The 22,766-nt window shown below is 38.2% G+C and carries 23 protein-coding genes and 2 pseudogenes; 13 read left to right on the top strand and 12 right to left on the bottom strand.

Annotation, left to right across the window (positions count from 1 at the left end; translation table 11 throughout):
• Positions 1-67: 67 nt before the first annotated feature.
• Both AM592_RS25010 and AM592_RS14100 read right to left on the bottom strand, forming a co-directional pair.
• Positions 68-193 carry a hypothetical protein gene (locus AM592_RS25010; RefSeq protein ID WP_264080131.1) on the bottom strand — a complete coding sequence of 42 codons (126 nt, stop codon included), beginning with the start codon at positions 191-193 and terminating at the stop codon, positions 68-70.
• Entirely contained in the window at positions 183-1,301 is a 1,119-nt protein-coding gene (locus AM592_RS14100; RefSeq protein WP_053604378.1) for a response regulator aspartate phosphatase, read from the bottom strand. The genes AM592_RS25010 and AM592_RS14100 overlap by 11 nt, the downstream gene beginning before the upstream one ends.
• Before the next feature lie 308 nt (positions 1,302-1,609).
• On the opposite strand from AM592_RS14100, the gene AM592_RS14095 reads away from it, so the two are divergent.
• The gene (locus AM592_RS14095) at positions 1,610-3,010 is read left to right on the top strand and encodes a branched-chain amino acid transporter BcaP (RefSeq protein WP_053604377.1); all 1,401 of its coding nucleotides are present in this window, start codon (positions 1,610-1,612) and stop codon (positions 3,008-3,010) included.
• A gap of 221 nt (positions 3,011-3,231) precedes the next feature.
• Here AM592_RS14095 and AM592_RS14090 read toward each other — a convergent pair whose 3' ends face one another.
• The 3 genes from AM592_RS14090 to AM592_RS14080 all read right to left on the bottom strand — a co-directional run bounded on the left by AM592_RS14090 (position 3,232) and on the right by AM592_RS14080 (position 6,276).
• The gene (locus AM592_RS14090) at positions 3,232-4,200 is read right to left on the bottom strand and encodes a sugar phosphate isomerase/epimerase family protein (RefSeq protein WP_053604376.1); all 969 of its coding nucleotides are present in this window, start codon (positions 4,198-4,200) and stop codon (positions 3,232-3,234) included.
• A 251-nt stretch (positions 4,201-4,451) separates the two neighbouring features.
• On the bottom strand, positions 4,452-5,522 hold the full coding sequence (locus AM592_RS14085) for a Gfo/Idh/MocA family protein (protein ID WP_053604375.1): 1,071 nt from the start codon (positions 5,520-5,522) through the stop codon (positions 4,452-4,454).
• A 28-nt stretch (positions 5,523-5,550) separates the two neighbouring features.
• On the bottom strand, positions 5,551-6,276 hold the full coding sequence (locus AM592_RS14080; protein ID WP_053604374.1) for a ThuA domain-containing protein: 726 nt from the start codon (positions 6,274-6,276) through the stop codon (positions 5,551-5,553).
• Positions 6,277-6,473: 197 nt separating this feature from the next.
• On the opposite strand from AM592_RS14080, the gene AM592_RS14075 reads away from it, so the two are divergent.
• Positions 6,474-7,412 carry an AraC family transcriptional regulator gene (locus AM592_RS14075; RefSeq protein WP_053604373.1) on the top strand — a complete coding sequence of 313 codons (939 nt, stop codon included), beginning with the start codon at positions 6,474-6,476 and terminating at the stop codon, positions 7,410-7,412.
• A gap of 89 nt (positions 7,413-7,501) precedes the next feature.
• Here the strand turns inward: AM592_RS14075 and rbsK are convergent, their stop codons facing one another.
• Together rbsK and AM592_RS14065 are read right to left on the bottom strand one after the other, a co-directional pair.
• Positions 7,502-8,386, bottom strand: coding sequence for a ribokinase (gene rbsK / locus AM592_RS14070; protein ID WP_053604372.1), 885 nt, complete (start codon positions 8,384-8,386; stop codon positions 7,502-7,504).
• A 76-nt stretch (positions 8,387-8,462) separates the two neighbouring features.
• A complete protein-coding gene (locus AM592_RS14065; RefSeq protein WP_053604371.1) occupies positions 8,463-9,023 on the bottom strand; it encodes a helix-turn-helix domain-containing protein in 561 nt (186 codons plus the stop codon).
• Positions 9,024-9,250: 227 nt separating this feature from the next.
• On the opposite strand from AM592_RS14065, the gene AM592_RS14060 reads away from it, so the two are divergent.
• From AM592_RS14060 to AM592_RS14045, 4 genes are all read left to right on the top strand, one after another.
• Positions 9,251-10,615 carry a twin-arginine translocation signal domain-containing protein gene (locus AM592_RS14060; protein WP_053604370.1) on the top strand — a complete coding sequence of 455 codons (1,365 nt, stop codon included), beginning with the start codon at positions 9,251-9,253 and terminating at the stop codon, positions 10,613-10,615.
• Between the two features lie 206 nt (positions 10,616-10,821).
• Positions 10,822-11,193 (top strand): hypothetical protein, encoded by a 372-nt coding sequence (locus tag AM592_RS14055; RefSeq protein ID WP_053604369.1) that lies wholly within the window; start codon positions 10,822-10,824, stop codon positions 11,191-11,193.
• A 229-nt stretch (positions 11,194-11,422) separates the two neighbouring features.
• The gene (locus tag AM592_RS14050; protein ID WP_053604368.1) at positions 11,423-11,758 is read left to right on the top strand and encodes a hypothetical protein; all 336 of its coding nucleotides are present in this window, start codon (positions 11,423-11,425) and stop codon (positions 11,756-11,758) included.
• 18 nt (positions 11,759-11,776) lie between these two features.
• Complete coding sequence (locus AM592_RS14045) at positions 11,777-12,085, top strand: hypothetical protein (protein WP_053604367.1); 309 nt, start codon at positions 11,777-11,779, stop codon at positions 12,083-12,085.
• Positions 12,086-12,098: 13 nt separating this feature from the next.
• Here AM592_RS14045 and AM592_RS14040 read toward each other — a convergent pair whose 3' ends face one another.
• Entirely contained in the window at positions 12,099-13,031 is a 933-nt protein-coding gene (locus AM592_RS14040; protein ID WP_053604366.1) for a DMT family transporter, read from the bottom strand.
• Positions 13,032-13,065: 34 nt separating this feature from the next.
• A complete protein-coding gene (locus tag AM592_RS14035; protein WP_053604365.1) occupies positions 13,066-13,920 on the bottom strand; it encodes a Cof-type HAD-IIB family hydrolase in 855 nt (284 codons plus the stop codon).
• Positions 13,921-14,124: 204 nt separating this feature from the next.
• On the opposite strand from AM592_RS14035, the gene AM592_RS14030 reads away from it, so the two are divergent.
• The 3 genes from AM592_RS14030 (at position 14,125) to AM592_RS14020 (ending at position 17,688) form a co-directional block, all read left to right on the top strand.
• Complete coding sequence (locus tag AM592_RS14030) at positions 14,125-15,696, top strand: sugar porter family MFS transporter (RefSeq protein ID WP_082364038.1); 1,572 nt, start codon at positions 14,125-14,127, stop codon at positions 15,694-15,696.
• A gap of 5 nt (positions 15,697-15,701) precedes the next feature.
• Positions 15,702-17,021: an MFS transporter gene (locus AM592_RS14025; RefSeq protein WP_312883796.1), complete on the top strand. Its 1,320-nt coding sequence runs from the start codon at positions 15,702-15,704 to the stop codon at positions 17,019-17,021.
• Positions 17,022-17,346: 325 nt separating this feature from the next.
• Positions 17,347-17,688, top strand: coding sequence for an antibiotic biosynthesis monooxygenase family protein (locus tag AM592_RS14020; RefSeq protein ID WP_053604364.1), 342 nt, complete (start codon positions 17,347-17,349; stop codon positions 17,686-17,688).
• A gap of 832 nt (positions 17,689-18,520) precedes the next feature.
• On the opposite strand, the gene AM592_RS14015 is transcribed toward AM592_RS14020, so the two are convergent.
• Complete coding sequence (locus AM592_RS14015; protein ID WP_053604363.1) at positions 18,521-19,474, bottom strand: GntR family transcriptional regulator; 954 nt, start codon at positions 19,472-19,474, stop codon at positions 18,521-18,523.
• Between the two features lie 232 nt (positions 19,475-19,706).
• Here AM592_RS14015 and AM592_RS14010 point away from each other — a divergent pair, with 232 nt between their 5' ends.
• The 3 genes from AM592_RS14010 (at position 19,707) to AM592_RS14000 (ending at position 21,560) form a co-directional block, all read left to right on the top strand.
• On the top strand, positions 19,707-20,195 hold the full coding sequence (locus AM592_RS14010; protein WP_082364350.1) for an HPP family protein: 489 nt from the start codon (positions 19,707-19,709) through the stop codon (positions 20,193-20,195).
• Between the two features lie 38 nt (positions 20,196-20,233).
• Positions 20,234-21,136, top strand: coding sequence for a pyridoxamine 5'-phosphate oxidase family protein (locus AM592_RS14005; protein WP_053604361.1), 903 nt, complete (start codon positions 20,234-20,236; stop codon positions 21,134-21,136).
• A gap of 61 nt (positions 21,137-21,197) precedes the next feature.
• Positions 21,198-21,560 carry a hypothetical protein gene (locus AM592_RS14000; RefSeq protein ID WP_225970233.1) on the top strand — a complete coding sequence of 121 codons (363 nt, stop codon included), beginning with the start codon at positions 21,198-21,200 and terminating at the stop codon, positions 21,558-21,560.
• 386 nt (positions 21,561-21,946) lie between these two features.
• Here the strand turns inward: AM592_RS14000 and AM592_RS24705 are convergent.
• A pseudogene (locus AM592_RS24705) lies at positions 21,947-22,033 on the bottom strand (recombinase family protein); the annotation flags it as partial.
• 70 nt (positions 22,034-22,103) lie between these two features.
• Here AM592_RS24705 and AM592_RS13995 point away from each other — a divergent pair.
• Complete coding sequence (locus tag AM592_RS13995) at positions 22,104-22,301, top strand: IDEAL domain-containing protein (protein WP_053604359.1); 198 nt, start codon at positions 22,104-22,106, stop codon at positions 22,299-22,301.
• 183 nt (positions 22,302-22,484) lie between these two features.
• Here AM592_RS13995 and AM592_RS23360 read toward each other — a convergent pair.
• Positions 22,485-22,730 (bottom strand): annotated as a pseudogene (locus AM592_RS23360) (tyrosine-type recombinase/integrase); the annotation flags it as partial.
• Between the last annotated feature and the right edge of the window lie 36 nt (positions 22,731-22,766).

Here is a 22,766-nt window from a genome sequence, read left to right as displayed (position 1 = left end):
ATAAGCTTTTCCAAAGCGGTTCTTCAATCAACAGGGATCTTTAAAAAATCTTACTTTTGCTAGAGACTTAATTTTTATCAAAGGAATACGTGATCACCCGTTCAAACAGCTGGCTGCCTTGTTCAATATGCAGAGTGAACGGGATTAAAGCAATTATGAAGATTAGAACAAGCCTTTTTGTTTTAAATCTCATAATGACATTCTCCTTTTTGAATTTGTTGTCTGGCGAAGATTGCTTTTCGGTAGTAAGAATTTGCTTTGTCGAAATTTTGATTTTCAGTGTAGTAATTGGCTACATCAAGTGACAATTCCTCTAAATCTGAAAATAAATTTTTCGATTCGAAGTATTGAAAAGATTCTATAATTAATTGCTCATCGTATTGAAGATAAGTCGCCTTAAAAAGCATAAACTTAGCGTGGCATTCCTCGTCCTTTAGGCGAATGGCATAGTCTATCCCTTTTTCGTACAGATTTTCAGCTTCCTTAAACTGATTTTGTTTGATTCGGACCCGCATTAAATTGAGAAACACCTTTGGCAGAAAAAATGAGGTTTGTTCTTCGTAAATATCTGCTGCAAATAAATAATTCTCTAATGCGTTCTCGTAATCATTTTCATAAAAACTGCAAAGGCCCAAATTAAAATAAGCCGTTGCCTGCAAATGAAGATCTTTTTCTTTGAGGCTTTTTGTCTCCAATAGGGCTTCGCGAAAGAATTCCTTCGCTTTGTCATAATTCAGCACATCGATCAGATTCCCTCCAATAATAAATCGGCATTGGACTCTTTTGATGGTATAAAGATCATATTGTTTGAAGATTTCAAGAGCTTGCATGGCGTAGTTCATTGAAAAAGGAGTTTGCTGCATGTAATAGTAAGCTTCGGCAATTTTGAGATGGAATTCCGCTCGTTCAATTTCGTCTTTTACTTCTTTTAGCTTGGTTTCCGCATTTTTATAACAGCCGATTGCAGTTAAATAATCCCGTTGTTTCAGGTGATACATCCCTTTAAAAAGATAAAAATAGTAATCCAGCAATCCGGTTAGCTCGTCTTTTTTATCTTCAAGCTGCTTCAGCCGATTGTTTACATCTCCGGCTGACTCAGGTTTTAAATAGCTCAACATAATTTGATGACGGAAGTCCAGCAAAGAATAATAAAGAAGCACGTCTTGATTTTCTTCCATCTCATCTAAAATGGAGAAAATCTCATTCTTTAAAATCTCGGCTTCTTCGACCTTATTTTTGCGGATGTAGCTGTACCATTCATTTAGCATGGTAGCGACACTTTCGGCTGATCGTTTTATCATCTTGCGTCTTCAATCCTTTCCGTCATCTTCTATGTATAATACTACCATGAAAATTTTAATTATGCGGATAGAAAAAGCTGATTATGATCAAGTGAAAAAAGAAAGAAGATATGGAATCCTCTGAATTTCCGAGCATAAATATTAAAAATAGTATACATGGAATAAACATATCTGGAAAGTAGAGGATTTTTCCAGATGTGCTTGAGTAATAAATTTCTGTTTTCTTTTTGAGAAACAATCGTTATAATATTGAAATAACTATTGTTCTATTCTGAAAAATCATACAATTACTATTAGGAGTGAAATTGATGAGAGGCAGTTTGTTTAGAAAAAAAGGGATTGAGGACATGCTTGCATCTGTGTCAAAAGGAAATACCCTGAAAAAAGAACTAGGGACTTTTGATCTGACGATGCTCGGGATAGGCGCTATTATAGGGACCGGAATTTTTGTGTTGACCGGTACCGGTGCGACCACAGCAGGACCAGGACTAATCGTATCATTTATTATTGCTGGATTGGCTTGTTTATTCGCGGCGTTGGCGTATGCTGAATTTGCTTCGACCGTACCTATATCCGGTTCAGCCTATACGTATACATATGCAACAATGGGAGAGCTGTTGGCTTTTATTATCGGATGGGACTTAATTCTTGAATATTTGCTTGCAGTAAGTTCTGTTTCAGTCGGATGGTCTGGGTATTTTCAATCCTTCTTAAAAGGAATCGGGTTGGAGCTCCCCGTTGGATTAACTGCTGCACCTGGGGCGGTGAAAGGTGCGACTACGTATTTTAACCTTCCTGCTTTTTTAATCGTCATGCTGATTACAATATTATTATACGTAGGTGTTAAAGCATCGAAACGTGTGAACAACATTATGGTTATTGTGAAAGTAGCCGTTGTCTTATTTTTTGTTGTAATGGCTTTTACGTACGTCAAGCCTGATAATTGGACACCATTTTTGCCGTTTGGCTTTAATGGGGTATTTGCAGCAGCGGCAATTGTGTTCTTTGCTTTCATCGGATTTGATGCAGTTGCTTCTGCTGCAGAAGAAACAAAAAACCCGAAGAAAAACCTCCCGCGCGGAATTGTTTTGTCGTTGCTGATCTGTACATTGTTATATGTCGTAGTAACTGGGATTATGACAGGAGTTGTACCGTTTGCTCAATTCGAAGGGGTAACGAATCCTGTATCGAGTGTGCTTGAGGTGGCCGGCCAGAACTGGGCAGCAGCTATTATTGATATTGGCGCTATTCTTGGAATGACAACGGTTATGCTCGTCATGCTTTATGGGCAAACGAGAGTCATGTTTGCGATGTCTCGCGATGGATTGGTTCCTTCTATACTATCAAAAGTACATCCTAAGCATGGAACCCCGTATATTTCTACTTGGTTTTTTGGAATCACAGCTGCATTACTTGGCGGATTTGTTCCGCTTGACGAATTGGCGAGTCTTGTGAACATTGGTACGCTGTCTGCATTTGTCTTAATAAGCATTGCTGTGATCGTGTTAAGATATACCCGCCCGGATCTTCCAAGAGCATTCAGGTGTCCGGCAGTCCCGGTTATTCCAGCTCTTGCTGTCGTGTTTTGCGTATTTCTGATTTATAATCTCGGATCAGTCACCTTCATCCGTTTCTTAATTTGGTTGGTAATTGGATTGATTGTTTACTTTTTATATGGGAGAAAGCATTCGAAGTTGAACGAATACTAAGTGATAAAAGCACTGATGCCAAATGAGTACATCAGTGCTTTTTTGAATCTCTGTTTCTCTTTATTCCACAAAATTTCGCTAACTTTTCCCGGGAAATTTCGGGCAGGTAAGAGGTTGTCCGCCAGCATTTTTATTAATTATGTCGAAGCCAAAGCTCCTGGTAATATAGAAAATGTCTGATATTATTCCCTATAAGACAAGTATCAAAATTCCCCTTATCCCTATGCCCACCACATTTGTGAAGGTGTTTCTTCTATTAATACACTTTGTAAGTTCGAAACAGCTCGTTTAAATCCTTCTTCAATCGACATGATTGGATCTTCATGTTCAATGCTTACGACATAATCATATCCGTACGTACGAAGTGCACTCATCATATCTGACCACTCTTTTACATCGTGGCCGCAACCAACGGATCTAAACGTCCAAGCACGCGTTTGTACTTCTCCATACGGCTGCATATCAGTCAGACCATACATATTGATATTATCTTGATCCAAGTATGTGTCTTTTGCGTGGAAATGATGAATAGCATTTTCTTTCGCTAAAATTTTTATTGCTCCTACAGGATCGATACCTTGCCACCATAAATGACTTGGGTCCAAGTTAGCACCAATTGCTTTACTGGTTTTTTCGCGAAGCTTTAATAATGTATACGGTGTATGTACTAAAAATCCGCCGTGCAATTCCAACCCGATTTTCACATTGTGTTTTTCTGCATATTCCCCGAGCTCTTTCCAATATGGAATGAGCTTATTTTCCCACTGCCAATTTAATACATCTCCGTATTCATTTGGCCAAGGAGTCACTGGCCAGTTTGGATATTTAGCACCTTCTTGATCTCCTGCTGTTCCAGAAAAACAGTTAACAATTGGAACGTTTAATAATGATGCTAATTTAATTGTTTTACGAAGCGTATCATCAGACTCTTTTGCAAAGCCTTCGTCTGGTGAGATTGGATTGCCATGGCAGCTAAATGCGCTAATTACTAGCCCTCGGTCTTCTACTTCTTTTAGATAATCTCCTCTTTTTCCTGCATCTTCAAGCAATTCATCTAATGGGCAGTGATGATTTCCTGGATAGCCGCCCGTACCGATTTCAACCGCATGAAGACCTTCTGCTTTTACTTTATCTAACATCTCTTCAAATGTAAGATTTGCAAATAAAACCGTAAATACCCCAAGCTTCATTTTATTTTCCCCCAGTTTTATCTATAATTGCGAGACGTGAAGTGCTGCCACTAACTTTAGCATCTCCTTGGCGGGGTGCTGTTCATTTTAGTATACAGTTTAATTGGGAAAACGCCTTCGATATTGGTAGCACAAAATATTTCAAAATTCATTACGAAAGTTTATTCGGTATACAAACTGCTTCTACTACTTTAAAGATATCTTTTAAATGGAGTGAAAGATACCCTGTAACGGCGAATTTAACATCGAACTTAGCTATTTATATGCTGTAATATGCCTTCTGCCGGCTGTTCCTCATGCACACAGGTAAATTGCTTCGTCTGACTTGATTTTAAAGCAGCTAAAATAACAGCAAGAGATTTTAATCCTTCTTCACCAGTGACAGCTGGCTCTTCATCTGTAACAATACTGTGTACAAATTGTTCAATCACGTGAGAATTGCTTTGTCCGCCTTCATCATTCGACTGAATTTTTCCTAATTCATAATTGACAACTTCTCCTGTAGCGTACTGAACAACTAGTGAATAAACGGGGTGTTCTTCTAGACGAAGAATGGCTTTCTCTCCGTATATAATGGTCGAGTTATCTTCATTACCTTTATAAGCCCAGCTTGCTGCCAGCGTTCCAATGATACCGCTCTCAGTTTTCAAAATACATACTGCATTATCATCAACAGCAGCGAAATCTTTAGCGTTGGTTTCAACAAATGCACCAACCTCAACAATTTCCTCTCCCAATAAATAACGAAGCAAATCCGATTTGTGCACGCCTAAGTCTCCCATCGCACCAATAAATGCTTCTTCTTTTTTAAAGAACCAGCTTTCTTTTCCGTCTACACTCCATTGTTCAGGTCCACCGTGACCAAAAGCTGTACGGAAGCAATAGACTTTTCCGATTTCTCCATCTTCAATCAGCTGGCGGGCTTTTTGATGGGAAGAAACAAAGCGTTGATTATGGCCGATCATTAGTTTTTTGCCGTTTGTTTTTGCTGCTTCGATCATTGCTTGTGCTTCTTCTTCTGATGTAGCCATTGGTTTTTCACATAATACATGAATGCCTGCGTTTAAAGCTGCAATCGAAATCAGCGCATGCAGATAGTTTGGTGTGCACACACTGACTGCATCAACAGTACCGCTTGTTAAAAGTTCTTCATAATTTGTGTATGCATTTACGCCATATTGCTGTGCTACACTATTTACTCGTTCTTCATTCACGTCACAAACAGCTACTAATTCAACATTTTCATTCATTTTATATTCTGGTAAATGGCGATTTTGCGCGATGCTTCCACAGCCAATGACCCCTACTTTTACTTTTGCCATAATTTCTATCCCCTTAATTTCATATGATTTAATTTTTTACGGTGATTTGTTCAAGTGGTTGTGCATTCCCATAGACAGGGCGTTTTCTTTCTAACGGTTTTGCCCATTGAATGGCATTTATGATTACACGTTGGATATCTTTATTATGGTACGTTGGATAAGTTTCATGTCCTGGTCTAAAATAGAAGATTTTCCCGTTTCCGCGTTTAAATGTGCAGCCGCTTCTGAAAATTTCTCCTCCTTCAAACCAGCTTGTAAATATTAGCTCATCCGGAGCCGGAATATCAAAATGCTCCCCATACATTTCTTCACGATCGAGCTCAATAAACTCTGGGATTCCTTCTGCAATCGGATGACTTGGTTCTACTACCCATAAACGTTCTTTTTCATCCGCTTCACGCCATTTTAAATCACAGCTTGTACCCAACAATGTTTTGAATATTTTCGAAAAATGACCGGAATGCAGCACAATTAGTCCCATACCATCTAATACACGCTGTTTTACTTTTTCGACTACTTCATCTGCTACTTCATCGTGTGCTAAATGTCCCCACCATACTAATACATCTGTTTGATTCAATACATCATCTGTGAGTCCATGTTCTTCTTCGTCTAATGTTGCGGTTTGAGTGCGAAACCCTCCTTCTTCTAAAAAAGAAGCAATGGCCCCATGTATTCCTGCAGGGTAAATTTCACTTACGACTGGATTTTTTTGTTCGTGTCGATTTTCATTCCATACTGTAACATTTACCAAATTAACAAGCCTCCTTCTAGATTTTTCAGTAATTAGTATAAAAAATATGGACAACGAAGGATATGCTTAATTTTGCTGTCTTTCTATTCAAATGTGTCATCCGCTTTCATTAGCTTAAAAATTGAAAGAAAAAATAAGCCGAAATATAGTTTCTTATATTTTTAAAAGTGTTATATTCTAATCAGGAGGAGTGAAATATGTCTTCAACACATAACAATGATCTCAATAATTTAGAAGCACATAACGAGGAAGTTATTTACCAAAATCCATTGCTTTTTCTGAAAATATGGGAAATCAATATTAAAAAAAATGATTTCACCTCAATAGAGAGCCACCCTTGGCATTATCATAAAGAAGTAGAATTTATTGCTGTTGTTGAGGGGAAATTAGGTGTACAGACTAAAAATAAATATGTCTGTATGGGACAAGGTGATGTTATGGTTTTAGGTGCATCTCAACCACATCGTTCTAAGCCTCTTTCGGATAATTTACGTTACGTTGTGTTCCAAATTGACTTAAGAAAACATTTTGACCAAAGTACAATGCCTTATCTATATTGTTTCTCTGAACTGACCAATCCTTTAGATGAATTAAACTATATCTTTGAAGAAAATCAATTTGTAAAAGGTGAAATACATACTTTAATTATGGAAATTTTTAAAGAATCACAAATACAAATGAGAGGCTATGAAATTGCTATTAGTTCTGTCATTAAACAAATACTGCTCTTGCTTTTAAGAAACGACACACATAATATTTTGAGCTACACAGAAGAAGCTGGTTTAAATAGATTGCAACCAGTTCTTGAATATATAGACAAAAACTTAGAGGATAAGATTACTGTGGAAGAGGCTTGTTCATTGCTAGGCTTAAGCTATCACTATTTCATAAAATATTTTAAGAAAATAATGGGTACATCCTTTATTGATTATGTTAACTATCAGCGAATAAAAAAAGCCGAACGTCTATTAATGACCAGTGATCTAAGTATTACAAATGTGGGTTATGATGTGGGTATCTCTAATATGGCTCAGTTCTATAAATTGTTTAGAAAGTATAATGCATGTTCGCCAAAAGAGTTTAAGCAACGTATGGAAAATGAATTAGGAGTTATGATGGAAGCAGCACCTCACTAGTCTTATTGGTCGTGGCTATTGCTTAGTTTTATGTAATACCTTTTTCTAAATTTATAAAAAAAAGAGAGTACACAGGTACTCTAATTAGATTATTGCCGCAGTGCACTGTCAACTTCAGCGCGTGTCGGCATGCCGCCTTGAGCGCCAAATTTCAAGACGGATAAAGAGGCGGCTCGATTTGCAAAAAGAAGAGCATCTTCCATCTTCATTTTTTCAGCCAGCGCAATGGCAAGTGCTGCGTTGAAGGTGTCTCCCGCTCCCGTTGAATCAACAGCTTTAACGGGAAACGACGGAAACTGTTTTTCTTCGATGCCATTATGGTAGCGAACCCCGTTTTTTCCTTTCGTAATCAACAATTTATTTGGATACGCTTTCAGTGCTTCCTCTTCGGTACGACCGTTTAGTAAAACAGATGCTTCGTATTCATTTGGGGTAAGATAGGTTGCTTTCTCAATGATTTCCTCCGCAACCTGTCGTGCGGGTGCAGGATTCAACAGGACAGGTATCTTCAGCTTCTCACAATGATCAATTGTATATTGAACCGTTTCTTCAGGTATTTCCTGCTGGATGAGTACGATGTCGGCTTTTTTCAGGATTTCCGTCGCTCCGAGTACATAATCCGGAGTAACATGGTCATTTGCTCCTTTGACGACAATAATACTGTTATCGCCCTCTGAGAGAATGATATGTGCAGTCCCGCTTTTTGTGTTATCTGCCTTCTCCATATAATCAGTGTGGACACCGTTATTCTCTAAGTTTTTTAAAATGCTTTCTCCGTAACTATCATTTCCTGTTATGCCAAGTATAAAGACGTCTGCGCCGAGTCTGCTTGCCGCTACTGCCTGATTGGCTCCTTTTCCTCCTGGAACCGTTTGAAAAGAGTTCCCCAAGACTGTTTCGCCAACAACAGGCCTGATATCAGTAGTAACAACCAAATCCATTGACACACTGCCGATCACGCAAATTGTTGTCATATAACTCACCTTTTTTATCCAAGATTATCACTACAATAAAGAGATTGGCAATCTATATTCTTATTACATTACTACTTTAAAATAAAGATGGAATAAGTACGAACAAAACATGATTCGGTTGATCACTTTTGTTCAAAAATCGGTGTTTAACATTTGGCGGAATGCGTACGACATCTCCCTCGTCTAAAAAATATTCAATTCCTTCCATTTCAACATACGCTTGACCTTTCATGACGACAGCGATTTCTTCTTGATCGTCGTGAGAATAGTAATCTTCCGTCGTACTTGCGTGTGCATTTAAATCCATCATTAAGAGTTCAATATGTGCCTTCATAAAATCCGGCGTTAACACATCGTAAACAATATGGTCACTATTTTCTCGATACACTTTCTTGCGGTCTTGTTTTCTCAAAATGAGAGAATCCGTATCGAAATCATTGATAAAGAGAGAAAAGAGCGGAACTTTTAATGCTTTCGCAATCAGTTCCAATACGCTTAACGAGGGATTTGCCTGCCCTCTTTCAATTTGGCTGATAAGCGAAGTGCTGATTCCTGCATAATCGGCGAATTCACGAATTGTCATACCATTTTTCTTTCGATAGCTTAATACCGTTGGACCGAGGCGATGATGGAACATATTAAAACCCCTTATACAAAATAATGTGTGTTGAATCCCTTTTGTGCTGACATGATAAACATGGGAAAAAATACTATATTAAATGGCATAAAAAATTTATATTTATTTTGTACATTATATTGTATTTGCCGAAAAAAATAATAGGGTCATTAGAACCGAATCAAAGCACAAGACGCGTAAATGGAATTGCTCAATATCATTCAATTATCACACTAGGAGGCTTTATTATGACTAATCAAAAGAGTAAGCAATACAACAGACGTGACTTCTTAAAAGCTGGGGGAGCAGGCATAGGTGCACTGGCACTGTCGGCAGGTACAATGGGGATTCCCGGAATGTTCGAAACCGAAACGGCCCAGGCCTATTCGAATATTGACGGCGTAAAGAGTTCGGATTTTCCCCGGAAAGATGGGGAAGCAGATGATACGAAAAGACTTCGACGATTGATTAAAGCATCAGAATATTCAGGATGGGTTCCTATTCACCTCAACGAAAACAATGCTTATGTGATCTCAGATACAATTCTGATAGACAGCGGCGATAAAAAGCCTCTTATCTTCGGAAAAGGATTCCGCCGCACCGTGATTAGCGGCGAAAACCTTCCAGCTGGAAAACCGGCAATCAAAGTACATGGCGGCTGGGGAATGATGACTGGCGGAATGCTGTTTGGCGTTGGTTTTCGCGGAAATGAGAATTCAATCGGAATCGAAGTGGCCGGAGTCAACGGGTTTCGTGTCGATTTTTGCCAATTCGAGTTAAATCAGGTGGGTATCATGTTCCATAATGGGATTTTACAAGAATTCACCGAAGGCTGCATTGCATCCTACTGTGACTTCAGAGCCTCTTGCAAAACAGCTGTCGAATATAAGCAATCAAATAATGTGGAAAGCTTTCACGGCACAGGCATCAAAAGCTGCACGATTAATCAAGGCGCTGGCGAAACAGAACCTAAAATCAAAATCGGAAAGGACTGTATCCCGTTTAACGCCCCATTGGAATTCAACATTTGGACAAGAGGCGAAACTCCAATTATTAAAAACGAAGGTAATGAACCCGCAACCTTCTACGGAACGATTTCGATTGAGAGTTTTGATCACGGCGATTCCGGGTATAAAGTGGAAATGGTATCTAAAAATGATAGTCCTGTCTATTTGATTGGTTCCGTATCGGCGCTTGACGATCAATCACAGCTCGGAAACCTGGTCTTATGTGATAGAGTGCAAATCAATCCTGACCGAACTATCAATGTCCAAAGAAAAAGATACCAGAACGCATTCCAATTAATGACAGGCGCGAACCCTACAATATCCGTTACAAACGGAGTATCCTCCATCGTATCTGTCTACTTACAGGCAGCTAATTATAATTATGCGTATACGCTGCTCGTATATCGAAATGTGGGAGATGATAAAGGGACAGTCACTAATCTATCACTTCACCAAAATCACAACGCCGCAATGTATTACGGACCAACGTTTTCCATTGAATCAGGAAAGCTGGTTATCACGAATAAGAACTTTCCTGATTCCGGAGTAACCGCCAACATATCAGTTCTTGATATTGGTTCAAGATTCCAGTATTTTATGATGTAAGAGATTGTGAAGTCTATCACTTTATCAATAGAACTAATACCATCTTATTATAATAACTTTTTATTTTTCGAGACAATTAAACGAGGCAGACATGCTGGTAATGGAAAATTCACCAGGTCTCAAGCTAGTACAGGTGATTTCGATTGCTGACATGTCTGGCGGCTATTGAAAGAGTCGTGTGACACTTAGGAGGAAAAGGCAACCAATTGGCATATATATTTATTAAGGAAGTTCACAAAAATGAAGATTATTTTGATTTAGATTATAACCCTGAAGTAACTATATCTTTTGCTTCTCCAGATATGAGTTATATGATGGCAGAAGCTGCATTACAACTTATGAAACCGAAAAAGATTATTCAAAATCGCGATAAAGTTTCCCTTTTCTATGAGACTTTTATTCTCAGTGATTATTATAATGTAAAAGTTATTGGTGGATTAACGAGTGGTTATGATGGAAGCGGAGTAAGAGCTTTTCAACAACTTCTTGAAACATGCGGTATACCAGGAGAAGAAAGTGATGAATACATTACATCAAGTCAATATACAAAAGCGGTTTTAACTGTTGAAGTTGAATAGAATACAGAAGGACAGGGGTACACCTGTCTTTTTTGTGTGAAAGATCAATTTTCCTCCAGAATGAAGATTCTCACTTAATTCTCCGGAATTTTTTGCTTTATTTAATTAAAAAAACCTTCTAAAGGAGAAAAGAGTATTTTTTTCCTATTTCCAATCTAAAAACAAGCAATTAAACTTAAAATTATGTAAAATAAGGACATACGACTCATTTAATAAGGAGAAAAGAAGGATGACAAACAGGGAAGGTTATCAACAGTATGTTTCTGAAGCTAATGAGCTTGCGAACCAAGAAGATATTATCTACCAGTCCCAGCTCGTCATCAGATCGGAAATCTCTATGCTGTTTCAGGACCTTATGGCAGCTTACAAGTTGTTGGACGCTTCAGATTTGGACTGGAGCGGGAAAGCAAAGGAAGAATTTATAATCTTAAGGGAGCAGCTGTACGAAATCATTAAGGGATTCGACCGATTAGGTGATGAAGCTGATTATTCTTTAACGGACGTTCGGAAAGAATTAAATGATTATTATGATCAGTTGATGGGTAATGCCAGAAAATACCTTTAATCGTCTGGAGGGTTATCAATGAATGTCGTTAAGTTACATCCGGAAAAACTAGAAAGCCTTCAACAGGAATTATTCGCCAGAAGGATGTCGGTTGAAGCAGATTATCAACGTCTTCGCCATAAAGTAGATCAGCTTACCAGCTTATTTCCTGCAATCGAAGAGCATAAAGCGTCAAAGGATCTTGTACATGTGATTGAAGCACTTAACGATTTTATGAATACGACAATAACTATTGAAACCCTGCTTCACCAAACCGCGAGTTCCTTCAAAGAAACGGAAGAAGCTCTTGGGAAAATCGATGCTGCCTCGCTGGAGAATTCCAAATAAAAAACGATCAGAATCACTGACCGCTTTTTACTCCACTTGCCATTCGCTTGTGTTTGGACAGCTTATATTTTTCTTCGAATGCGCCCGAACCGAGGAAGACTCCAGCTAATATAAAGGCAAACCCGATGATTTGTGTCAAAAGAATCTTTTCCCCTACAAAAAGCACAGCCCCAATGAGGGCGAAAAATGGATTTAAGTTTAAGAAAATCGCTGCTTCTGGTGCCCCGATTTTTCCGAGAGCACTGTTATAGGCCATATGTCCGATCGCTGTGGCGAAAACGGCAGAGCCTAAAAAAACAAGCCAGCCCAACCATGAGCCTTTGCTTAATGTTGTTAACCCGCCAGGTTCTGTCACTAAACTGATGAAAAAAAGGATAACTGAGCCAAATAACAACATATATCCTGTCATCAATCTAGGATCGAGCGTTTTCGCTGCTTTTTTAATCAGTATAAAGCTTAGCGCTTGTGAGGAGATCGAAAGAAAAACATACACGTCCCCGAAGGAAACGCTAGTCACTCCGCTACCTTCCGCAATAATAAAAAAGACACCTGAAAACCCTGAAATGATTCCGAGTCCCTTGAGCAGCGAAATCTTATTTTTAAGAAAAATAATCGCCATTATGGAGGTTAATATGGGTCCTAAACCGAGAATCAGACCCCCATTTGATACTGAAGTAAACTTCATCCCAACCGACAAAAAATAATGGTGGGCAACCACGTTCAAAAGACTTCCTGCAAGCACGTAGCCCGTTTCTTTTTTTGTCAGCCAGCGAACTTTTTTCAGTGAAAATAAAACAGCCATCACGACGATGCTTGCTGTCAGTATACGAAAGGACGTTATGGTCACAGGAGAAAATTCAGCTACCAGAAGCTTCAAGGCTGTTACATTAAATCCCCAGATCATCATTATGAAAAACAAGACGATATAGATAGTTGACTTTTTCACCGTTATCCTTCTTTCTTAGCCAACGATAAATTTTTTACTTTTTTAGCAAAACGTTTTCAATAAAGTAGGCTACACCATTTTCGACATTGCTTTTTGTCACATAGGTGCTCATTTCTTTTAATTCGTCCATGGCATTGGCCATGGCAATTCGATTGTCCGCTTCCTTAAACATGGAAATGTCATTCGGACTGTCTCCAATTGCATAAATATTTTCTTTCGGAATTTGATATTTTTCCGCTATCAGCTTGACTGCTCTCCCTTTTCCGGATTCTTTTGGCAAAATCTCGAGAATGTGTTTGCCTGATGAAGTGATGCTGAGTGCTGAATTTTCCTCAAGAATTGTTCTTGCTTTCAGCAATTTCTCACTATCGAAGGAAAAGCATAACAGCTTATAGACGTTTTCATTACTTCTGAAAATCTCATGAATGTCTGGCACAGGCTTAATGCCAAATTGCTTAAACTGAGTGAGCGCTCCTTGCCAAAGGGTTTCATAATCCTCGTCCGGATTTGCCGACTGTACAATATCAAGCTCAGCCTTCAGCTTTTCTTCTCCGTCAAAAGGGGATAGAAGGGCATCCTCCGTATAAACTTCAAAATAAATATTTTCATTGGTAAGATAGTCCGCAACTTCTGCGGCGACTGTTTTATCCAATGTGAGATGGCTTAGAGGCTCGTATTGAAAGTCATGGACAGTTCCGCCATTTGCTGCAATGATCGGAATATCCAGATCACCAAGCAGTGACTTTACGTCAAAGGTAGCCCTACCTGTACTGATAGCCACTATACAATCTGAATCCAAAGCCTTTTTTATCGCTCTCTTGTTTTCCTCAGATATCACGCTTTGCGCATTCAGCAACGTTCCATCCAAATCAATTGCTATTAGTTTCATATATGTACCCTCCAGACTCTCTTCAAATGTTCAAATTCGTTCCATGTACTAATGTGACATTGCTTTTGCGTTTAGTCAATATGAAGCACGTAGGATTAATCAAAATTTTATTTTACTATACTATCAATTGGAAAGTTTGAATTGTATGTAAAGGTGGAATTTATGTTATAAGCTTTTTAATTTGGAAAGAGGGAGGAAATACGGGTGAAAAATCAGAAGTCAAATGCGCTGCTTTACTTTTTTGGGGCGCTCGGGGGAATGCTTTACGGATATGATACCGGAGTTGTTTCCGGTGCGATCTTGTTTATAAAAGAAGACTTGGGTTTGAATGCGTTTACTGAAGGACTTGTTGTAAGCGCAATATTAATAGGTGCAATCTTCGGTGCCGGATTTGCAGGAAAACTGACAGACCAGTTTGGCAGAAAAAAATCGATCATAGGCGCTGCTTTTCTGTTTATTATTGGGGCATTGGGCACAGCTATAGCACCTAATACGGCGGTTATGGTACTTGCGCGGATCGTGCTCGGCCTTGCTGTAGGCTGTTCCACCACAATGGTTCCTCTATATCTGTCTGAGCTTGCTCCTCAGGAAAAACGAGGGTCACTGACTTCATTAAATCAGCTAATGATCACGATTGGAATTTTGCTTTCTTATATCGTCAACTACGGGTTTTCCGAATCAGAAGGTTGGCGCTGGATGCTTGGACTTGCCGTTGTACCTTCAGTAATACTCTTAGTTGGAATGGCTTTCATGCCTGAAAGCCCAAGGTGGCTGTTAATGAATAACCAGGAAGGTAAGGCGAAATCAATACTTGGGCGTATCAGAAGTGAAAGCTCTGTTGACGAGGAAATTAAAGATATTATGGAGACTGAAAAAGAAGATAAGGGCGGATTAAAAGAGCTATTTCACCCTTGGGTGCGTCCCGCGTTAATTGCCGGTCTTGGCCTCGCCTTTTTACAGCAGTTTATTGGGACAAACACGATTATTTATTATGCACCGACAACATTTACTAACGTTGGCCTTGGTAACTCAGCTGCTTTGCTAGGTACGATTGGAATCGGAACTGTCAATGTACTCATGTCTCTGGTAGCTATTCGTGTAATAGATAAAGTTGGTAGAAAGCGGTTGCTCATGTTTGGGAATATCGGTATGGTACTTAGCCTGACAGTGCTTTCCTTTGTTAATCTGTTTTTTGCATCGAGCGTTGCTGCTGCTTGGACAACCGTTATCTGTCTGGGACTGTTTATCGTTATTTTTGCTGTAACCTGGGGGCCGGTCGTTTGGGTCATTCTTCCAGAGATCTTCCCTCGCCACGTGAGAGGGATCGGAACGGGTTTATCAACATTATTTCTCCATTCGGGCAACCTGATTGTCACGCTGACCTTCCCCGTTTTGTTACAAGCGATGGGAGTCAGCTACTTATTCCTGGCCTACGCTGTAATCGGAGTCCTTGCTTGCCTTTTTGTATACTTTAAAGTGCCGGAAACGAAAGGGAAGAGCCTCGAAGAAATCGAAGAGACGCTGCGAGAGAAGAGCGGGACAGCCTTTGCCGGTATTGCTCAATTTGAGAGAGACTTAACTTCTGAACGGACGAAAGAAGGGATTCTGGCTGCAAGGAAGCGAGGAAAGTATCCAGGAAGACCGAAAACCGATGAAGAAAAGGTTAAGTATGCCTTGTATCTTATAGATCAAGGGTTGAGTCGTACAGATGCTGCTGAGAAGGCTGGTATTTCTCGAATGACTTTATATCGTAAAATGCATAATAACAGGGTATAAAATCGATGGCTCAAATACTTGAGTTAGATAAGGTAAAAGATACTGCAATGGATTTAGCGAAAAGTATTCATTTTTCCAAATTATGTAATTTTATAGAATATAGGGAGAGAATAGTGGTCTTAAAAACTTTAAGATTTTCTCCTATATATTTTTTAAATAATTTTTATAATGAACGTTATATATATAAAGGTGTGAACTTTATGAATGCAAAAAAATTGATAGCAGTAGGCTTGCCTATGATTGCCGTGACGTATGGTTTATCTCGGTTTAGTTATGGTCTAATGCTTCCATATATTAACGAAACAATGAATATGGATCAATCCACTAGTGGCTTAATCTCGTCTTTATCATATATTGCTTATTGTATAGCAATCATATTTGCAATGGCGTGTTCTAATAAGTTCACTCCAAGATCTATTCTTGTGGTAGCTGGATTATCATCCATTATTGGTTTAGGTATAATCTCCATTTCTCCTAATTCGGTAGTGCTAGGTTTAGGTATATTCCTGGCAGGGCTAAGTACAGGATTATCATCCCCACCATACGCTAATATTGTTAGCACTAAAGTAGAAACAAGATTACAAAATCAGGCTAATTCATGGATAAATTCCGGTACAAGTATTGGAACAGCTTTTACCGGGGCAATTGCTATCCTTATGGCTAATAGTTGGAGAGAAACGTATTTGATATTTATGGTCATTGCTATTTTTGTACTTGTTGTTAATTATAAAGTACTTCCAAAGCAGCAGGCTTCAGAAAAGAAGGTGATGGTTGGCTTCTCTAAAAAGGAATGGAGACACTCTATTCAACTAATTATTGCCTCTTTACTTATAGGAATATCCTGCTCCGCCTACTGGACATTCTCAAGGGACTTTATGTTAAATTTAGATAATGTCCCCACACACCTAAGAGAGTGGTTTTGGGTAATTATTGGACTAGCAGGTTTACTAGGAGGAACTGCTGGTGCATTTATAGATAAGTTTGGTTTAATGAGTGCGTACAGGATTTCTGTATTAGCACTTTCAACTACGTCCCTAATCCTAGGAATTTTCCCAGATAATAATATAACATGGTTCCTGTCACCAGTTCTTTTTGGAAGCTCTTATATTTTCATGACAGGGGTCTTAATAGTATGGGGGATTTCCGTATTTAAGACTAATCCATCATTCGGATTAGGTGTACCGTTCTTAATACTTGCACTTGGGCAAGCAATAGGGACTATTTTCTCAGGGGTAGTAGCTGATATATCAGGATATTATACTCTTTTTATTGGGGCTTCTATAATTGGTTATGTAACCTTAGTATTTAAACCCAAGACAAATTAGATATTTTTTTTTCGAATCTTCCGTTATAAGGTGCAGTAGTTGAAGAATATACTACAACAATGATCAATCTTTATTATAAAAATAAAATTGAAATCTATTGGAGAGGAATCTATTTTGATCAATCTTTTTTCAAAATGGATTCTTTTTATTGGTTATGAAATATGGGTTTGTAAGCTATTTTTGATCAAACTTTATTTTAAAACGGGGCGCATATTCTGGAACAAATAGGCACTTTTGTGGAATAAGGAAGCGCATTCTATTACACTAGGAAATAGGTTTAACGGGAATATTCTTAAATAAACTTTTTGAGGGGTTGCATATTACTATGACTAGCTATGCCAATCAAGTTGTTTTAAACATTCGTTTCAAAGTTAAAGCAGGCAAAAAAGAAGCTTTTCGAAAATCACTTTATTCACTTGTTGAAGTGATGTCAAACGAACCTACCTTTATAAATGCTATTATAAGTGATGATATTGAAAAACCAGATGATCTTGTAATTTATGAAATCTGGCAAGGTACAAAAGACAGTTGGTTACAGGAAGAATTGCCAAAGCCTTATCGAAAAAAATATGAAGAAGTTCTTGGTGATCTGCTTGAGGATAGAATAATAAGTTATTTAACCCCAAACGGAGAATGGGGAAGTAATTTAACGAATGTCAGTCGCTGATTTAAACTTGGCCAGTTATCTTTAGGCAGGTGTAATAGGAAGAAAAACTGTTTATAGTCGCTGTTTTTTAAGGTGCTTTCAACTTGAATAAGAAGCACTCACTACTTATTAAAGGGTTCTGATAGGAGCATTTGTTGGGTTTGTTCTTGGCTTTGCTATTCGGCTTGTCATGGAATTGGTTGAAAAGAAAAATAAAAGAGTTCTAAAAGGCAAACATTCGGAAGTAATCTTAATTGTAAATTGTGAAGAAACACAAGCTGGATTAATTAAGAATATACTTTGGAGTCATTTTGCAATTGGTGTAGCAAAAGTAAAATGATGAATCAATATTTGTTGATCACGTATAAAACTAAAGTTTGTGAAGAATTATACGTAAACTATAGGGTGCTTTACTTGAAGAAGTCAAATAAAAAAGTCGGTTCCTTAACGTACAGGGAATTCGACTTTTTTATGTTTGAATTTGCTTAGCGTACAAAATTTCCGAAATGTTGGCGAAACCCCTAATCTTAAACATGTTTTTTTCTCCCTTCCTTATACAGTTCTTCTGAAGTATAAACCCTCTACTGTACTGGAAAGTCAAGAGTATGTTTTTTAAAAAAAAGGAACACTCGTGATCATATTGTAAAGATGGAAAACACTGGAAATCCATGTATTTAAGTCATTGATGACTTAGGAAGGTTCTTTTGATCCTGTTCTTTTTATATTTATTTTTAAGACCATACCATCAACATCCAAAAAAAAGCTCACTTTCACTTCATTAGAAAAAATGAAATGATCATGAGTTGATTTCATCTCAATAGGTTTTAGTTTTTAAATCCACCTTATAAGGTCATTATTTTAGATTTTCTAGAATTCGTTCACTTGTTTTTTCTAGTTTTAAAGGCAGTAAACTTGTCTTTTCCGGAGCGAGATGATTTAGCTTTTCATAAACAGCCTCTGAAGCATAGATATAATCAACTGAATGAATGATTTCCCCTAGGTTCCTCTTTTCGGAAATCCCCCCTGCAATACTCACAATATGTTGAATACCTGCTTCTTCCACCCTATTTGCCATCCACTCTCCACCTTTATCTCCAAGACAGATAAACGCAACTTTTGTTCCTTCCTTTAATTTCGCGATATTCATCAGATCAATTGGTGATAATGTTGCGCCGATCGTATAAATCGGTAGGTTGATTCTACTAAAATGGGCTTTAACCTCATCTGCGTGGTTTAAAGTGGTGATGATCCCGTTGATCTCCTTAACATCAAGAACATCCTCCTCGATATCTCTCATATCTTCGATGAAGAGTTCTGTGATATGAGCCCCTGTATGCTTCTTTATTTCTTCTGAATAAAAAATATGATCATGCTCTTTACATTCGATAAATAAGAAACGAGCTGAATGGGGATTTTCTATAAAGAAGTGATGATGCATAAATGTGGAGGCCACGAACTCATCGAACGTAAACCCTTTCTCAATCGCGGTCTCGATCGATGTTTTAACGATGTCATCTAAGTCTTTCTTCTGAACTAAGCTTCTCACTTGTTGTGAATCCCTAATTTGTGTCCTCCGGCCTTTTTGCATTAAAAGGAAGCCCTCTTCTTTGAGCTGAGTATAAACCCAGTTAATTGTATTTCGGTTAATCGTTAGTTGGTCAGCTAACTGGTTTACGGTGGGTAGATAATCTCCGGGAAGTACATATTCCATTTTAATTAAAAATTTAATTTGTTCTTTTAGTTGGATGTTAATCGGAATAGGTAACTCTGAATCGACGATCAGACTTAAGGTATTATACGTTCTCATTTTCATACCTCCTTATATTCATAATAAACTATGTATTAACTTATCTCAAGACTTGAAGGTAATTTAAGTGTGTTTCTGTTGACATTACAGTAGACTGAAGAGTATTATTAAAAACATATATAACTATGTAACTATGTAACTATGTATTTAAAGAGAGGTGGATAATGTGAATGAAGATCAGACGAAAGTAATCAAATCGCGTGGATCCTTTTTTTCGAGATATCTGTCAAAGATGAAAACGAAAGAAAGAACGCCAATGAAAGCTTTACCTGAAAATGCGGTCATGGGGTTTCTTGGGGGTTTTCTAACCATATTCGTTCTTATGGCGTTATCAAAGTTCTCCGGTAACACTTGGATCATGGCTCCTTTCGGGGCAAGTTGTGTCTTAGCCTTTAGCGCTTGGAATGTTCCGTTTTCCCAGCCGAGAAACATCATCGGGGGACATATGATTTCAACTCTCGTTGGGCTGATCATCCTTTCAACCATCGGTGATTCTTTATGGGCAGTGGCATTAGCTGTCGGTCTAGCGATAGCTTTGATGGTCATAACGAAAACGACCCACCCTCCTGCAGGAGCAGATCCTTTAGTTGTTATCCTCTCAAAAAGTCAGTGGAGTTTTTTATGGTTTCCTTCTTTATTTGGAGCTCTTGCAACCGTTGTCATCGCTCTAATAATAAATAATCTTCATAAAGAACGGAAATATCCTACGTTTTGGTACTAAGCGCTTTACATCGCAGATGAAAGGAGGTGAAAACGTGCATGGAGATGGGGTTTCATTGTGGAGAGTTGAAAGCTCAGAAACGAGCTGGCGTTAGGCTGCCTGATGATTTCGCTAACAAGATGTACAAAAACTTTGTTCCGAAAACGGCACTAGGTTTCTTGCAACAACAACCCATTGTTTTTTTAGCTTCCATTGACAGCAGTGGTCGTGTTTGGGCGTCCATCATTCATGGAGAACCTGGATTTGTCGATTTGGAGGATGAAAGAAAATTAGTGATTGCAGGGTATACTCCTCCTGAAGATCCTTTGTTGAAGAACGTCTATGACAATGGCCATATAGGAGCTCTATTCATGGACTTTTCAAATCGACGTCGTCTGAGAGTAAATGGGAAAGCTACATTTGATCATGATAAGCTTGTCATTTGCTCTGAACAAGTGTACGGAAATTGCCCAAAGTATATTACGACCCGTTCATTTCAATCGAATATGAATAACGAAAAGCCTGTTGTTACTACATTCTTGACGAATCAGCTCAATGTTGACCAAATGCAATGGATCGAAACCTCAGATGCTTTTTTTATTGCAAGCACGAATAACGAAAAAGAACTGGACGCGTCCCATCGCGGAGGAAATCCTGGCTTTGTTAAGGTATTGAACGAAAACAGTCTGTTTTTCCCTGATTATTTTGGGAACAACATGTTTAATACGTTGGGGAATATAGAGGTCAATGCTCATGTCGGTCTGATCTTTATCGATTTTAAAACTCGGAAGACGATGCAGATGACAGGCAGAGCGAAGGTTCTATGGGAAGAAGGTGCCTCAATAGATTTTCCAGGAGCTGAGAGGATGGTATTTCTCGAGATTGATAACGTTATAGAAAGCAACAACGTTTTAAGCTATACGGCAGAGCTTTTAGAGCTCTCCCCATTTAATCCAAAATAAATTTTTACATTCTACTATGAGCAAATATCCCATTATGGGAATAAAATTGGAGGAAATTGTGATGGCAAACAAATTTGTTATTATCATTCAAGCAGGAGCACAGGATGCAGGTAAGGCATTACACGGTTTATTATATGGCCAAGAGCTACATCATGCTGGGTATGAAGTTGAGATTGTATTCGATGGTGCTGGAACGACTTGGGTAGGTGAGTTTGAAAAAACGGATCATATGTTTCATCCAGTATTTAAAGACGTTATGAAACTTGGAATCATTAAAGGGGGTTGCCAGGCTTGTTCTGGATTCTTTGATGTTAAGGAAGAAGTAAAGAATGGAGTTGGCTTCGCTGGTCCGGAGGCAGAAAGCGGTAAACATTTAGATTTTGCTGGTTATATTAAGAAAGGGTTTCAACCGATTATTCTTTAATGTGACAGATTTGTATTTCGGCTGTCTATTTTCTACGTCAGCAATATGTTTCCGCAATCTCTTCTTTTTGATCAACGATAATATGCATAGTTGCATCCATTTGTTTGAGTCCGATTTGAAGTTGCAGTTAGGTTACGATAAATCCCAATGATCCGCAATACCTTGAATGTCTCGGATCTATTTCGTTTTTTTCTTCCTTCACCAACAGATGGTATGTAATCTTCGAAACGATGTTTATAAAATCTTGCTGAATCTACAGCAAGATTTTATTGTTTTGCAATCTGCGCCATTAGTTCATAATTGTTTTTCCAATTTGGCTTAGTGACAGGGTTCCTGCTGTAGACCGCAAAGTAAAATTGAAGAAATAATAAAACACGCCTATTTTTTTATTCTTCAAGCTTTCTTCTGTTGACTGCTCTATATAAGGAACCTTGAGATATTCCAGTTGCTGAGACTATCTCCTTTATAGAATACCGGACGAAATATTTGAATAATCTGAAAACCGTTAGTATAATAGAAAAAAGGTCAAGGAGTTGATTTCCTATGAAAAGGAATTTGCTTAATACATCACCACAACCTGAAGTAAACGGCATGAATTCTGAATTGGCTGAAATGGTGTTAAACAAAGCCCTTCGTGATTTCCGAAAAGAGCAAATCCGAAAAGAGATTGACCAGTCATTACAGAATCGAAACAAAGAAGAATTCCTGCGACTAACAGAGGAATTGAAGAATATTTCTTAACTTTTGTATATATATCGAGATGATTTTGAGACAAAATGAACTTAACATAATCAAAGTTATAAGGAGTAAAGAAGCCCAATCTTTTAGACATGGGCTTTTTTGTTTGTAAAGGTGTACTTTTATGAATGATGCAAGTCTCAATAAAGTCTGCTCAAAATAATTTGTTGGGCATGTTGTTTACATTTATAAATCAAGAGATATGACAGCTTGATCTTTTTCATCTTGTGTAATTCCTATATATCGTAATGTCACCTTTTCACTGCTGTGATTGAATAATTCCATAAGAATCGCAATGCTTGTTCCTTTCTTGTATTGGTGATAACCAAACGTTTTACGGAGCGAATGTGTACCAATGTTTGTAAGGCCAACCTCTAAAGCTGCATTTTTTATAATCTGCCATGCTTGTACTCTACTGATAGGCTTGTTTTTAATAATGAAAGGTGTACTTTAACTATGAAAGGATGA

It is taken from the genome of Bacillus gobiensis (assembly GCF_001278705.1).
Lineage (GTDB): Bacteria > Bacillota > Bacilli > Bacillales > Bacillaceae > Bacillus > Bacillus gobiensis.
The sequence above is the reverse complement of the archived record's forward strand: the minus strand, read 5'-3'. Positions and strand labels throughout refer to the sequence as shown.

Excerpts from the sequence above, each read along its gene's own strand:
- AM592_RS25010 (WP_264080131.1), bottom strand. The coding sequence starts at position 193 with ATGAGATTTAAAACAAAAAGGCTTGTTCTAATCTTCATAATTGCTTTA.
- AM592_RS14100 (WP_053604378.1), bottom strand. The coding sequence starts at position 1,301 with ATGATAAAACGATCAGCCGAAAGTGTCGCTACCATGCTAAATGAATGG.
- AM592_RS14095 (WP_053604377.1), top strand. The coding sequence starts at position 1,610 with ATGAGAGGCAGTTTGTTTAGAAAAAAAGGGATTGAGGACATGCTTGCA.
- AM592_RS14090 (WP_053604376.1), bottom strand. The coding sequence starts at position 4,200 with ATGAAGCTTGGGGTATTTACGGTTTTATTTGCAAATCTTACATTTGAA.
- AM592_RS14085 (WP_053604375.1), bottom strand. The coding sequence starts at position 5,522 with ATGGCAAAAGTAAAAGTAGGGGTCATTGGCTGTGGAAGCATCGCGCAA.
- AM592_RS14075 (WP_053604373.1), top strand. The coding sequence starts at position 6,474 with ATGTCTTCAACACATAACAATGATCTCAATAATTTAGAAGCACATAAC.
- rbsK (WP_053604372.1), bottom strand. The coding sequence starts at position 8,386 with ATGACAACAATTTGCGTGATCGGCAGTGTGTCAATGGATTTGGTTGTT.
- AM592_RS14065 (WP_053604371.1), bottom strand. The coding sequence starts at position 9,023 with ATGTTCCATCATCGCCTCGGTCCAACGGTATTAAGCTATCGAAAGAAA.
- AM592_RS14060 (WP_053604370.1), top strand. The coding sequence starts at position 9,251 with ATGACTAATCAAAAGAGTAAGCAATACAACAGACGTGACTTCTTAAAA.
- AM592_RS14050 (WP_053604368.1), top strand. The coding sequence starts at position 11,423 with ATGACAAACAGGGAAGGTTATCAACAGTATGTTTCTGAAGCTAATGAG.
- AM592_RS14045 (WP_053604367.1), top strand. The coding sequence starts at position 11,777 with ATGAATGTCGTTAAGTTACATCCGGAAAAACTAGAAAGCCTTCAACAG.
- AM592_RS14035 (WP_053604365.1), bottom strand. The coding sequence starts at position 13,920 with ATGAAACTAATAGCAATTGATTTGGATGGAACGTTGCTGAATGCGCAA.
- AM592_RS14025 (WP_312883796.1), top strand. The coding sequence starts at position 15,702 with ATGGCTCAAATACTTGAGTTAGATAAGGTAAAAGATACTGCAATGGAT.
- AM592_RS14020 (WP_053604364.1), top strand. The coding sequence starts at position 17,347 with ATGACTAGCTATGCCAATCAAGTTGTTTTAAACATTCGTTTCAAAGTT.
- AM592_RS14015 (WP_053604363.1), bottom strand. The coding sequence starts at position 19,474 with ATGAGAACGTATAATACCTTAAGTCTGATCGTCGATTCAGAGTTACCT.
- AM592_RS14010 (WP_082364350.1), top strand. The coding sequence starts at position 19,707 with ATGAAAACGAAAGAAAGAACGCCAATGAAAGCTTTACCTGAAAATGCG.
- AM592_RS14005 (WP_053604361.1), top strand. The coding sequence starts at position 20,234 with ATGGAGATGGGGTTTCATTGTGGAGAGTTGAAAGCTCAGAAACGAGCT.
- AM592_RS14000 (WP_225970233.1), top strand. The coding sequence starts at position 21,198 with ATGGCAAACAAATTTGTTATTATCATTCAAGCAGGAGCACAGGATGCA.
- AM592_RS13995 (WP_053604359.1), top strand. The coding sequence starts at position 22,104 with ATGAAAAGGAATTTGCTTAATACATCACCACAACCTGAAGTAAACGGC.